The sequence below is a fragment of the Acinetobacter sp. 25-47-130 genome (assembly GCF_056779705.1).
The window spans coordinates 507,394-519,304 of sequence record NZ_JBWYII010000001.1 but is presented as its reverse complement, the minus strand read 5'-3'; the positions used below and the strand labels follow the sequence as shown (position 1 = coordinate 519,304).

10 protein-coding genes are annotated in these 11,911 nt (G+C 37.4%); 6 read left to right on the top strand and 4 right to left on the bottom strand.

Going from position 1 to position 11,911, the window contains the following annotated elements; all coding sequences use genetic code 11:
- The first annotated feature begins 123 nt into the window (after positions 1 to 123).
- From AC1M83_RS02525 to thiM, 3 genes are all read left to right on the top strand, one after another.
- On the top strand, positions 124 to 387 hold the full coding sequence (locus tag AC1M83_RS02525; RefSeq protein WP_035263756.1) for a hypothetical protein: 264 nt from the start codon (positions 124 to 126) through the stop codon (positions 385 to 387).
- Positions 388 to 586: 199 nt separating this feature from the next.
- The gene (locus AC1M83_RS02520; RefSeq protein WP_481589922.1) at positions 587 to 1,747 is read left to right on the top strand and encodes a hypothetical protein; all 1,161 of its coding nucleotides are present in this window, start codon (positions 587 to 589) and stop codon (positions 1,745 to 1,747) included.
- 9 nt (positions 1,748 to 1,756) lie between these two features.
- Positions 1,757 to 2,629: a hydroxyethylthiazole kinase gene (gene thiM, locus AC1M83_RS02515; protein WP_481589921.1), complete on the top strand. Its 873-nt coding sequence runs from the start codon at positions 1,757 to 1,759 to the stop codon at positions 2,627 to 2,629.
- 34 nt (positions 2,630 to 2,663) lie between these two features.
- On the opposite strand, the gene AC1M83_RS02510 is transcribed toward thiM, so the two are convergent.
- The 3 genes from AC1M83_RS02510 to AC1M83_RS02500 all read right to left on the bottom strand — a co-directional run bounded on the left by AC1M83_RS02510 (position 2,664) and on the right by AC1M83_RS02500 (position 6,956).
- Positions 2,664 to 3,032 carry a 5-carboxymethyl-2-hydroxymuconate Delta-isomerase gene (locus AC1M83_RS02510; protein ID WP_180027772.1) on the bottom strand — a complete coding sequence of 123 codons (369 nt, stop codon included), beginning with the start codon at positions 3,030 to 3,032 and terminating at the stop codon, positions 2,664 to 2,666.
- Between the two features lie 52 nt (positions 3,033 to 3,084).
- Positions 3,085 to 4,800 (bottom strand): AAA family ATPase, encoded by a 1,716-nt coding sequence (locus tag AC1M83_RS02505; protein WP_481589920.1) that lies wholly within the window; start codon positions 4,798 to 4,800, stop codon positions 3,085 to 3,087.
- A gap of 113 nt (positions 4,801 to 4,913) precedes the next feature.
- Positions 4,914 to 6,956 (bottom strand): hypothetical protein, encoded by a 2,043-nt coding sequence (locus tag AC1M83_RS02500; protein WP_481589919.1) that lies wholly within the window; start codon positions 6,954 to 6,956, stop codon positions 4,914 to 4,916.
- 229 nt (positions 6,957 to 7,185) lie between these two features.
- Here AC1M83_RS02500 and AC1M83_RS02495 point away from each other — a divergent pair, with 229 nt between their 5' ends.
- The 3 genes from AC1M83_RS02495 to mdh all read left to right on the top strand — a co-directional run bounded on the left by AC1M83_RS02495 (position 7,186) and on the right by mdh (position 10,512).
- Positions 7,186 to 8,016, top strand: coding sequence for an SDR family oxidoreductase (locus AC1M83_RS02495; protein ID WP_481589918.1), 831 nt, complete (start codon positions 7,186 to 7,188; stop codon positions 8,014 to 8,016).
- Positions 8,017 to 8,055: 39 nt separating this feature from the next.
- The gene (locus AC1M83_RS02490; RefSeq protein WP_035263768.1) at positions 8,056 to 9,033 is read left to right on the top strand and encodes an alpha/beta hydrolase; all 978 of its coding nucleotides are present in this window, start codon (positions 8,056 to 8,058) and stop codon (positions 9,031 to 9,033) included.
- A gap of 306 nt (positions 9,034 to 9,339) precedes the next feature.
- Positions 9,340 to 10,512, top strand: a complete 1,173-nt coding sequence (gene mdh, locus AC1M83_RS02485) for an iron-dependent methanol dehydrogenase (protein ID WP_481589917.1) — start codon at positions 9,340 to 9,342, stop codon at positions 10,510 to 10,512.
- A 207-nt stretch (positions 10,513 to 10,719) separates the two neighbouring features.
- Here mdh and AC1M83_RS02480 read toward each other — a convergent pair whose 3' ends face one another.
- Positions 10,720 to 11,895 (bottom strand): sigma-54-dependent transcriptional regulator family protein, encoded by a 1,176-nt coding sequence (locus tag AC1M83_RS02480; RefSeq protein WP_481587118.1) that lies wholly within the window; start codon positions 11,893 to 11,895, stop codon positions 10,720 to 10,722.
- Positions 11,896 to 11,911 lie beyond the last annotated feature (16 nt).

The following is an 11,911-nucleotide window of genomic DNA, read 5'->3' as shown; positions in this document are numbered from 1 at the left end:
TATCTTGTCTAAGTACGATAGAAATGTAACAAAAATTCACTTCTTTATTTTCAAGCATAATTATTGCTTCAGTTTAAGAGCGGTAATCATCAAAAAACTTATAAATCATAAATGAGGTGAAATATGCTCATCAGGGACCACATAGTCAGAGTAGAAAACATCAAAACCATGCAGATGATGGATGCTGCTAAAATTGATCATCGCGTGATTGCAGCATTTTTAACCAGCGAGGGAATGCCTATTGAAACATCAGAAGTCACAGCTGTATTGAAAAACTATGATGCACTCGGAATCAAGAGATTATCTCAAAAGAAATCTCAGGTACTTATCCAAGCTAAAATGCAACATTTTTCCGATTCAGAGCTCCCTTGCCCTTTAACCTATTAAATCCTACATCTAGGTCGATCTAACACTTGAGGAAATAATTTTCCGGTTCGATCTATTCATATATTTCACATAAGCAGGCATTCACCTGCTTATTTTATTGATCGCAACACCAGTCAGATTTGTTTTCAATACTGACTCAATCAAGCGATGTTGAACAATCGTGTGTATAATTCTTTCATCTTGAAATTAAAGTGCTGCCATGTTGCAAATTCTCCAAAAAAATGCTGATGAAAGTAGTTTCTGTCCACTTTGTCAGGCCAGTATGTACTTTATTGAAGCAGAAGAATTTGATAAAGAAATCCTATTCCATCAATGCTCTCACTGCCACCATCAAGTCTTTCAAGATGAAAACCGCAACTGTCATTGTGAGCGATGCACAGCAAAACGAAAGAAAATGATGCAGGAAACTCGCATTCAAGAACAACGTAAAATTGCATCAAAGAATAAGGACATACAAGAACTCGATTTGCATCAACTGAGCTTTATGCACAAGTTGTTTTTACTCTCAATATTAGATCAACAAGTCCATGAGCATACCCAACATCAAGAATTCATTGATTGGGAAAATATTAAATATCACACCATTACCCCAAGTTATTTATTTCAGAATTATTTGATGAAACAACTTTTGAAAGACAATATTCTTGTCCCGCGTGACTTTTCGAGCGAACTCAATCAATACTATATTAATGTCCGTCTTGACGGCTATTCAGAGCCGAGCTTGTTTAGTATTACTCAAGCGTTACGTCAGCTCTTTTATGAAAATCTGAGCCAAGGTGTACCATTTAAAAATAGTGATGAAGTGAAAAGTACACTCTACACTCTGTTGTACCAAGAAATTATTCAATTTGCGCAATACTACTGTCGTACTTGGGGCGTTCAAATTGCTGGAAATCAGAGTTTTCAAACCTTTTGTTTTAGATTATTAGACTCTCTCGCTGTGGGTCAAATCTATTATTTAGTTCAAACTGCGCTTGAATATTTGCACCATCAGAAAGCACTCCAAGCCCGTAATGAAAATTTTATCAATACCAACCTTTTAAAGAAGACTTTACAGCAATATCGTGAACGTTCTTTAGCTGAAAAATGGGAAACCTCAACACTGCCAAGGCTACCTAACTTGCCTTTAAGTAAAATGAGCGAAATCTTATTTTTTCATTTTCTAGGCTATGATGAATCAATCTTTTTTCAACCTGTTTGGCGATCGTGGAGTAAAATCGAGCCACGTTTAAATTTCTACTCACAAAAACGTTGTATGAATTGTGGCTCGAATGAACTTTCTGTGGATTATGACGCAGATGACTATGTCAGTTTAATTTGTCGTAATTGTAATCACCAAGACCACTATTTTACACGCTAGCGAACGACTATGAATCATCCAGAAAACTTTATAGCAAATGCTCCAAAAGATATTGAGGTTCAAACCCTAGAGATTCTTAAACAGGTCATTGAAGCATGGCATCTGTTAAAAACCACTCAACCTTTAGTGCATTGTATGACCAATCAGGTTGCTGCCAATTATGTCGCAAATGTACTGTTAGCTGCTGGTGCCTCACCTGCCATGATTGATAATCCTTTTGAAGCTGAAAGTTTCGTGAGTATTAGTCAAGCTTTAAGTATCAATTTAGGGACTCCTCATACAGAACAAGTTGCCGCAATGAAAATTGCCACAGAAACTGCTCACAAAAAAAATATACCTTGGGTATTAGATCCTGTTGGCTATAGTGCTGTTTTGCCATGGCGCAGTGAAATTACAAATGATTTATTACGGTTTAAACCCACCATTATCCGAGGTAATGCTTCAGAAATTGGGAGCTTAGCAGGACAACAAAATCAATCTAAGGGTGTAGACAGTACCCTCGATAGCGCTGCCGTAGTAGAACAGGCAAAAACTTTATTAGATTACTCTGAATGTATCGCAATTTCTGGCGAATCTGATTTTATTCTTTCTAAGTCTTATGGATGTATGGTTAAGATTAATGGAGGTTCACATTTACAGCCAAAAGTTACCGCTACAGGATGCGCCTTAGGTGCATTAATTGCTGCTTATGCTGGCGTAACAAACCCAACCATTGCCTGTATTGCTGCCCATGTACACTTTGCCATCGCAGGTAAGCTCGCTTATACGCAGGCTCAAACTGTCGGAAGTTTTAATGTCGCTTTTATCGATGAACTCTATAGCTATTCGGCTGAAAAAATTCAAAATAGTGCAGATATCGAAATACTGACTTTTGCTGCATAACAAAAGGCTGAAGATCACTTCAGCCTTTTTTGTCTTACTTCTGAACTCTACCTTTACGATAATGCTCTTTTGGCATTTCCGCCAACTCAATGATCAATTGAACCGTTAAGCCTTGAGCATGATAACCATTAAAGCTATGAAGATACTCATTTAAGCGATCTGAAATAAGATTCTTTTGCTCTTCATTACGCCCCGTCATGATCCCTAAACGAACATGAATATAGGCTTGAGGCTCTTCGCCAAAACCAATCAGGAAATCACTATTAGCACGAATACGTGATTTGATATCAGAAGGATGCCCCACTAGACCTGTATCAAATAAAGCGTGGTTTAAGCCTAAAAGCAACGCTTTCGCATCTAAATTTTGAATATTATCCGAATACTCAACGATCATCTGTGGCATCTTAATTCCCTTTGCTTGTGTGTTAAAAAATCAATTTCAAACGCGTAACTCATTATTCAATGAATAATAAGGCTAATCTCACTTGGTCATAGCCCATACGCGGATTGGTATTTTCCACGATCGGACGCAACTTGATTGCACCATCTTCACCGAAATGTTCAGGACTCTGTCTTTTAAGTAATTTTTTATAGATTTTACGTACTTGTTCAACGACTTCATCCCCAGGATGAGCAACCGAGATATCTAAGCCCTGCTCACGATGAAGTTTGCCTAAGTGGTTAATAATGGTTGCTGGCGTTAAACCACGCTCAACCGCAATATCCTGAATTTCATAACCATTTTCAAAGAGCTCGCGAGTTTCATCGAGAGTCGCGGTGGCATAATTGGCTTTGCCTGCATTTTTGGCAATTTTTTTCTCATTACGACTAATCTCAAGCTCATTGAGTGTGCCACCACAGTGCCGAATAAATGCCTTATGTTGCGCTTCTAAATCAGCATCACCAAAATGCGCTTCTGCTTCATCAGAGAGTTCTTGAAATCTTCGGTCGGCTTTAATTGCTAAACTGTCTAATTCTAATGCTTGCTCATTGAAGCCGAGCAACCTCAGACCATCAATAGATTTCAAACGAGATAAGGCGACATAGCCCTGACCCTTTTCAAAGGTATTCGCCAAATTGATTTCTGCCGCCGATAAAGTCATCCCTTGAGACTTATGAATAGTAATCGCCCAAGCTAACCGCAAAGGAACTTGGGAAAAACTCGCGATTGTCTTTCCTGCATCATTATCAACAGACCAGGTTTCAGGTTCGACCACCAGAACAGTGCCGTCTGTTAATTTAACTTTAGGTAATACCCCGTGATCATCTACTTCTTCAAAGCCAATGACTTCACCAAGGCTGCCATTGATATAACCCACATCAAAATTGTTTTTTACAAACATAACTTTGGCATGTTTCTTTAAGGTCAATTCTTCTGGTGCACGAACGGAAGATTTTAATGTCTCAATTAATTTTTCATTACCATCCATTTGTGCACAAAATTGATGACCATCCCCATCAATCTCATTTAAATGACGGTAATTAATGGCATCAACATCCATATTATGGGTATACAAACGTGTAAATGTTTCACCAATATCTTGCTCACGCGTTTGTTGTAAAGCTTGAATATGCTCGGCTTGAATATTTTGTGCACGAATTGCATTCAAAATATCATTCAAGGCTGAGTCATCTTGTCGATGTTGTTCAGTTAAATAACAAACACGAAATTTCGCTTCTACCCAAGCCTGGGACATAAAACAGAATTTATCTCGATTTTTTTCGTCATTGCGTCCGACTGGTGGTAACTGGAAGAAATCTCCAGCGGCAATCACCTGTATGCCACCAAATGCTTCATCAGACTCTTTAAAAAACTTGAGCACTTGATTAACTAAATTAAGCTGCTTCGCATGTAGCATCGAAATTTCATCAATGATCAATACCTGCGCATTTTCTAAATGCTCTTTGAGATATTTACGCTCTTTCATGCGTTTTAGATCATCATCTGATAAAAAATCTTTGATCCCGATCCCCGCCCACGTATGAATGGTCATCCCATTCATGTGTGTGGCTGCAATGCCTGTAGATGCGGTAATGGCGACTGAAACTTTTCGTGCCTTAAGATAATTAATATATTGATTAAGCGTATACGTTTTTCCTGCACCCGCAGAACCTGTCAAAAAGACATTTTCTCCTGCTTTCATTAACTTCAGTGCAGTTTCTTGTTTCATATGTGCTTAACCTAATTTAAACGCTCATAGCCTAACGACATTTCATCAAAAAGTTAAGCCAAAAATCAGTCTTATGATCATGGTAACGCGTGAATACGTCAATTTAAGGCGCATCAGTTGTTGATTTGTTCAGGATCTCCAAAATTCCAAATCAACATTTCATTGACTTGATGTACAAACTCTTTGGCTGCCCTCACAACCTTTAGATCAGCAACTTCATTATTGGGCAAACGCAGTTGGTCAAAATGAAGCTGATCGAATTTAAAAAAACAACCGAGTGTCAAATGCTGTGAGGGATCATGCAAATTTGACATATGGAACGCCACATATTCACCATCAATAATTCTTTGGGTATAAGATAAAGCCAAACAATGTTTATAATTTACAGATTCTTGAATAATTTGCTCTAATTCATTCAACTCCTCAAATTTCCAATTCTCTGTATACATAACTGCTTGCGGTGATACTCGTTTCCAATGACTCTCAGCATGTCGCAATTTCAAAGTCGTCAATGTATCAACATAATGTAAATGTTGATGCCAACGTATTGCTTGCTGATACCATGCAGACCAAGTCATGTTTTTCGCAATGGTTCGATCTTGTTGAAAAAAATCAATGAGATAATCTGCGATATAAGAGTCAAAAATACTATTGCTGCGGTTATATTGAGAATTTGGATGCTTAAAGCGCTGCCTAAACTCATCTAGATTGATATGATACTGCTGCATTAAGAAATGAAAATGCGTTTGATGTTGTGTTGAGGGCTCAATAAATTTGATGATTTCATCAGGCAGATCTTTAACTAAGTCATTTAAAAACAACATATAAGACTGCATCACTTGAGAAATACGTTTAAAGACATATTTCACTGAACTCAATCCTTGCTGATCCAATGACCATAACAAGTCCAACCATTCCTTGAGATATAAAATAGAAGCCGTGAGTGGCTGTGATTTTTTAAAATCTTGAGCATTTTGTGCCTCATTCAATGCATATGAATGATGCTCAGCAGATAGTTCAAACCATGCTTGTTGCTGTGAAATACGTAAACACTCAGAAATAAATAAACGACCGATAACCTGTTCAAAATATTGAATCGAGAGTTGTATGACATGCGGATGTACTTTAGAGCAATCCACAAAACTTAAAGCGGTGACGGCCAATCGAATATTCGGATCTTTTAAATTTTCACTTACCCAGTCGATGACAAGATAATCTTGTTTAAATAACCAATTCACTGCTCTTTTGTGTATAAACAGTGGCGACTGTTGCGCTATATCTTCTACCCAATACTGCACATCTTTATTTAAAAAATTTTGTTTATTGAAAATATCTTGATACTGCCAATACCCTCGTTTGATCCAACGTGTAAAACCTAATAAATGCGGTGTTTGCTCGTTATGCTGTTTGAGTAAATTGAAATCAGGCTCTAAGTCTACCAATTGAGATAAGCTAAATTGTTCTTCGAAAGAAATTTGTGCCATACGATATAACCGTTTTGGCAACATTAATTCTGCTGAAGTGCTTAACCGATCGTATACTGGGATCAATTTTTGCACTGCAAGAAAATTATCTCCCATGACTGAATTGACCAAGCACAGATGTTTAAAATTCAGTTCAACTTCCAAAGGTATTTCAGCACCAAATCGACTGAAATTCAGCAAATGAGGTTCATCATAATACTCACTTTGCATCATGATTCGATCTAACTGCATCGCTTGCTGATCGGTCAAATTATAAAGGCATTGTTCAACACGATTTTCTCCATCGACCCATTTAAAGACTTCTTCTACCAACATTTGACGAAATAACTGCACTTTCGTTTTTAAATATAGAGAATGATGTGAGGCCTTATGATTAAAGATAAAACAAAAATCATTGAACATAAAATCCGCAATTTTTTGAATCTCGACATTTGCGTGGGATGTATAAAATTGAATTTTATAATCATAGATACACTCAACTGTGAGCAGTCCATCTGCGATAACTAAGCTATTATTTTCCTGATCAATTACGAATAAATTTTCAGGCGTAATCGTCCATAGATATAACCACTGATCCTGAAATACGGCTTTGAGTGTATCGCAATGATCAATTAATGCCTGTGCAGTATATTGATGACGTTGCTTTGGATTTTGCGGAGGACACGCCAGCATACAGTTTGCCTAAATATGAAAGACTGGAAGATTTTTAAAAATAACAACGATATAACCACATTATTCTATCTTAAAATGAGTTGTGCTATTCAGATTCTGTAACTTTTGTATGAGTCACATTAGCAGTTCGTATCATGCAGCAATTATATGAAAATTTCTTGAAAGTAGGTTTGACTCACTGCTCTGACTGTATTAAAACAATCTCATACTAAGAACTTTAGAGACAATAATGAAAACAGTGGTGATTACAGGTGCAAATACAGGAATTGGATTAGCGACAGCAAAAAAATTTGTTGAAGATGGTCATCACGTCGTGCTTGCTTGTCGTAATTTGGATAAAGCTCAGAAAGCTAAAGCAGAAATCAGCACCAAAGGTCATGGTCAAATTGATATTGTAGAATTAGATTTAAATGATTTAAATCAAGTCAAATCTGCAGCACAAACTTTAAAAGAAAAATATTCACAGATTGATATTTTGGTCAACAATGCAGGTCTGATGACGCCTAAACTAGAAGAAACGGCTAATGGTTTTGAAAAACAAATAGGTGTCAATTATCTAGGACATTTTGTGTGGACAATACAATTGTTACCTTTACTTCAAAACGCGCCTTCAGGCCGTATCATTCATCTTGCATCCATGATGCATGTTCTGGGTAAAATTAACACACATCAATTTAAATTTCATTCTGTTAAAAAGTATAACGGTGTACTCAGCTATGGAAATAGTAAATTAGCAAATTTACTATTTAGTCATGCCTTAGCTGAAAAGCTCAGAGGCACATCTATCACCAGTAATGCAATTCATCCAGGTGGTGTGGATTCCGAAATTTATCGCGAGCTTCCTAACTATCAATATCGCGCTTTAAAATTGTTCTTAATCTCACCCAACAAACCAGCAAATCTTATTCATCAAATTGCGTTATCACCTGAATGGTCTAAGAAAACAGGTCAATACAAAAGTTTGCAAACACCAGCTTTTCAATCTGCACATGCGAAAAATCGTAGTTTAGCTCAGCGATTGTTTGACGAGACAGAACAACTTTTAAAAGAATATTTATAATCAACCTAAACAGTTTTGAATCAGGGAATGAATCAATAGATGATCGAAAAAAAGAGTGCTGAGACCACGCTACACTACCAACCCGACATTTTAGGTGAAAAATTTGAGCAACATATTTTCAAATTTTCGCCTGATTATGATGGTGAGGTTATTGCAACATTAGTACGTCGTCCATCAGATATTCCATCAACTAAAGCTGTGCTGTATATCCATGGCTTTATTGATTATTTCTTCCAACAAGAAATGGCGAAAAAATTTAATGCCCAAGGTTTTCATTTTTACGCCATTGACCTTAGAAAATACGGTAGATCACTACTTCCGCATCAAAAACCTTATTTTGTGAAAGACCTAACCGAATATGATGAAGATATTCATGCCGCATTGAATGCAATTCAAAGTGAGGGGAATGAATCGGTATTATTATGCGGTCATTCTACAGGCGGTTTAACTGCCACTTATTTTTCAATTCGACACCCTGATCATCCATTGATTAAAGCAATCTGGGCCAACAGTCCATTTTATGATTTCAATATGAATGTCTTGAAAAAGAAATATGCGCTTCCAATGATTGCAAAATTAGCTCAGCAATTTCCGTTGATGCAATTACCAAGTGAATTAAATAAATTTTACGTGAAGAGTTTGCACGAAAATTTAAATGGCGAATGGAGTTTTGATCTCAAGCTTAAACCTAAAACCTACACCAAAGTGTATTTGAGTTTTATCGGTGCTGTTGTGAAAGCACAACAGAAAATCCAATCTGGTCCTAAAATTTCAGTTCCGCTTCTTGTTATGCACTCAAGTCGCACGACCAATCCCAAGAAATATAACATTGATGCTCAGACCTCTGATGTGATTTTAGATGTAAAAACGATCGAAAAATATGCAAAAGCATTTCAAGGTGATGTCACTGTAATGACAATTAAAGATGGTCTGCATGATTTGGTTCTTTCAAAAAAACTGGTTCGTCAGCAAGTATATGACCAACTCTTCGCTTGGCTTGCTTCAAAAAATCTCTAAATTCTGTTCATCTAAGACCTCATTTTACTGGTCTTGATTGTTAATGTGTATTGATCAAGCTGAATGGACTTTCTCTTGGTCATACAATATTTCTATTCTTCGACCTTCCCATCTCTTCACAGACCTTTGCGACCAATCTCCTTTTCACCCATTTGAAATATTATTTCTTGCTTGCTGTTTCTTGTTTTGAGCCATGGAGAAATTGGGTTGGTATTTGGTAGGTACACATCATCGCAAGAGTGTCCAATACTGCAAACACGGTAAATATCACCGAACACAACAATAAATGGTAAAAGGAATCTCACCATGGCTTTTAAAAATATTGCAGACCAAACAAACGGTTTTTATATCCCTTGTGTTTCACTTTTCGGACCAGGTAGTGCTAAAGAAGTTGGAAACAAAGCTCAAAATTTAGGGGCTAAAAAAGCACTGATTGTGACTGATGCAGGTTTATACAAATTTGGTGTCGCAGATATCATCGCTGGCTATTTAAAAGAAGCGCAAGTGGAGAGCTACATATTTGCTGGTGCTGAGCCTAATCCGACTGATATTAATGTCCATGATGGTGTGGAAGCCTACAATAATAATGCTTGTGATTTTATTATTTCTTTAGGTGGTGGCTCTTCACACGATTGTGCTAAAGGTATTGGTTTAGTGACTGCAGGTGGTGGGCACATTCGCGACTATGAAGGAATCGATAAAAGTACCGTTCCGATGACACCTCTTATTGCAATCAACACAACTGCAGGAACTGCTTCGGAAATGACGCGTTTCTGTATTATTACCAATACAGAAACTCATGTAAAAATGGCAATCGTAGATTGGCGTTGCACTCCACTCATTGCCATAGATGATCCTAAACTAATGATCGCAAAACCTGCAGCGTTGACAGCTGCAACAGGTATGGATGCGCTTACTCATGCCGTCGAAGCCTATGTTTCAACAGCAGCGAATCCAATTACAGATGCCTGTGCTGAAAAAGCCATCAGCATGATCAGTCAATGGCTGAGTCCTGCGGTTGCTAATGGTGAGAATATTGAAGCACGTGATGCAATGAGTTATGCACAATATTTGGCAGGCATGGCATTTAATAACGCCTCTTTAGGTTATGTACATGCCATGGCTCACCAATTAGGCGGTTTTTATAATCTTCCGCATGGTGTATGTAACGCGATTTTGCTCCCTCATGTCTGTGAGTTCAACTTAATTGCCTGCCCTGATCGTTATGCCAAAATAGCTGAATTAATGGGTGTAAATATTGAAGGATTAACCATTAATGAAGCTGCATATGCAGCAATTGATGCGATCAAAATCCTCTCTCAATCCATTGGCATTCCAACAGGATTAAAAGAGCTTTCGGTTAAAGAGGAAGATTTAGAAGTGATGGCTCAAAATGCACAAAAAGATGCCTGCATGCTCACTAACCCACGTAAAGCAGATCTCCAACAAGTCATCAATATTTTTAAAGCTGCAATGTAAATTTTTGAGTTGCTAGATCTAAAAGAGAATCTGGATACACTTCAGATTCTCTTTTTTTTTTTATTCTTTGGTTCACAATCGAATTCGGTAGTACATTACATCAGGAACAGCGGCTTTAAAATTTTGTAGGTATAAAAAAATGAGAATAAAATACGTTAACAATACGAAGAATATGCTTTAGGTCGTTGTGTTTTACTTTAATTCGGCTCAATTATGATAGTGCTGTAAAAGTTGTTGCGTTGAATGATCTTGCGGTGATAACTCCATTAAACGCTCCATTGCATCAACTGCATCAGGATTTCGTGCAATGTATTTTAAAAGCACTTCAACATCAGAATAGTTAAAAATTGCTTCGCTTAGACGCGAATCTAGACAATTTCGCCAAGAACATAAGAATGGGCTTTCAGTTTTGGAGAGCATTACACCATTGACCTGCTGTAAAGCTTTATCAATAAATCCAACGTCTAAAGCATTTTCGATTTGGAGGAAATCAGCCTCAATATGCGCCAGTAATTTATAGGGTCTTGAGCCTAACATTCCACCCAATAAATCTCGAAGCTGCGACATTTCAGCTTTTAAAGTTCCCATGCTTACCTTGCGTTCCCCATACAAAGCTTGATGAAGCGAATCTAAGCTAAGCCCTTGAGGACATAATGCCAATATTGTCAAAATTTCAATCTGTCTAGGGGTAACCACCAAGGTACGTCCGTTAAATATGACTTGAGGAATTCCAAAGGTACGAATAAATAAATGTTGGCGTTGATAATTCAGTAATGCTGATTGTATTAAAGATGCACAACGTTCTGCTGCGAGTAGTCCAAAACTATTGTGATGATCCCATGTCGTTGATAAATCTAATACACCAATGAGTTGCTTCGAAAATGGATCAACAATTGGCGCTGCATAGCACACCCAATCATGAATAGACTCCATATAGTGTTCATTTGAAAACACACAACTTGATTTTTCAGTTTTCAAGGTTAATGCTAAAGCATTGGTTCCAACCACTTCCTCCCGCCATTGACCTCCTTCAATAAAGTGAACACGTTCTGCAGCCTTACGCATTTGTTGACTAGCTTCCGTCCAAATAATGGTGCTGTTGATATCGCCTACCGCAAGTACCATAGATGATTGTTGTGCAACATGTTTTAACTCTTGTTCACATATTTTCAATGCTTGATTTAGGCTGTTACTTTCAACAGTACTCGTTGTGATCAACGGCGCTACCATTCGCTCTTTCGGAATTTCTGCCAACTTCGATCTTTGCCAAGACTTTAAAATATGCTGACCAAGTTGTTTCGCCTGTACAGTTGAAAGACTGATTTTCTCTCTAAGTGTTTCTATTTGTTGTCTTTGCTTGATAAGAGTCTGCATTGAGTTCATTCCTTATTATCTCAAC

Excerpts from the sequence above, each read along its gene's own strand:
- AC1M83_RS02520 (WP_481589922.1), top strand. The coding sequence starts at position 587 with ATGTTGCAAATTCTCCAAAAAAATGCTGATGAAAGTAGTTTCTGTCCA.
- mdh (WP_481589917.1), top strand. The coding sequence starts at position 9,340 with ATGGCTTTTAAAAATATTGCAGACCAAACAAACGGTTTTTATATCCCT.
- AC1M83_RS02500 (WP_481589919.1), bottom strand. The coding sequence starts at position 6,956 with ATGCTGGCGTGTCCTCCGCAAAATCCAAAGCAACGTCATCAATATACT.
- AC1M83_RS02480 (WP_481587118.1), bottom strand. The coding sequence starts at position 11,895 with ATGAACTCAATGCAGACTCTTATCAAGCAAAGACAACAAATAGAAACA.
- AC1M83_RS02495 (WP_481589918.1), top strand. The coding sequence starts at position 7,186 with ATGAAAACAGTGGTGATTACAGGTGCAAATACAGGAATTGGATTAGCG.
- AC1M83_RS02505 (WP_481589920.1), bottom strand. The coding sequence starts at position 4,800 with ATGAAACAAGAAACTGCACTGAAGTTAATGAAAGCAGGAGAAAATGTC.
- AC1M83_RS02490 (WP_035263768.1), top strand. The coding sequence starts at position 8,056 with ATGATCGAAAAAAAGAGTGCTGAGACCACGCTACACTACCAACCCGAC.
- thiM (WP_481589921.1), top strand. The coding sequence starts at position 1,757 with ATGAATCATCCAGAAAACTTTATAGCAAATGCTCCAAAAGATATTGAG.
- AC1M83_RS02525 (WP_035263756.1), top strand. The coding sequence starts at position 124 with ATGCTCATCAGGGACCACATAGTCAGAGTAGAAAACATCAAAACCATG.
- AC1M83_RS02510 (WP_180027772.1), bottom strand. The coding sequence starts at position 3,032 with ATGCCACAGATGATCGTTGAGTATTCGGATAATATTCAAAATTTAGAT.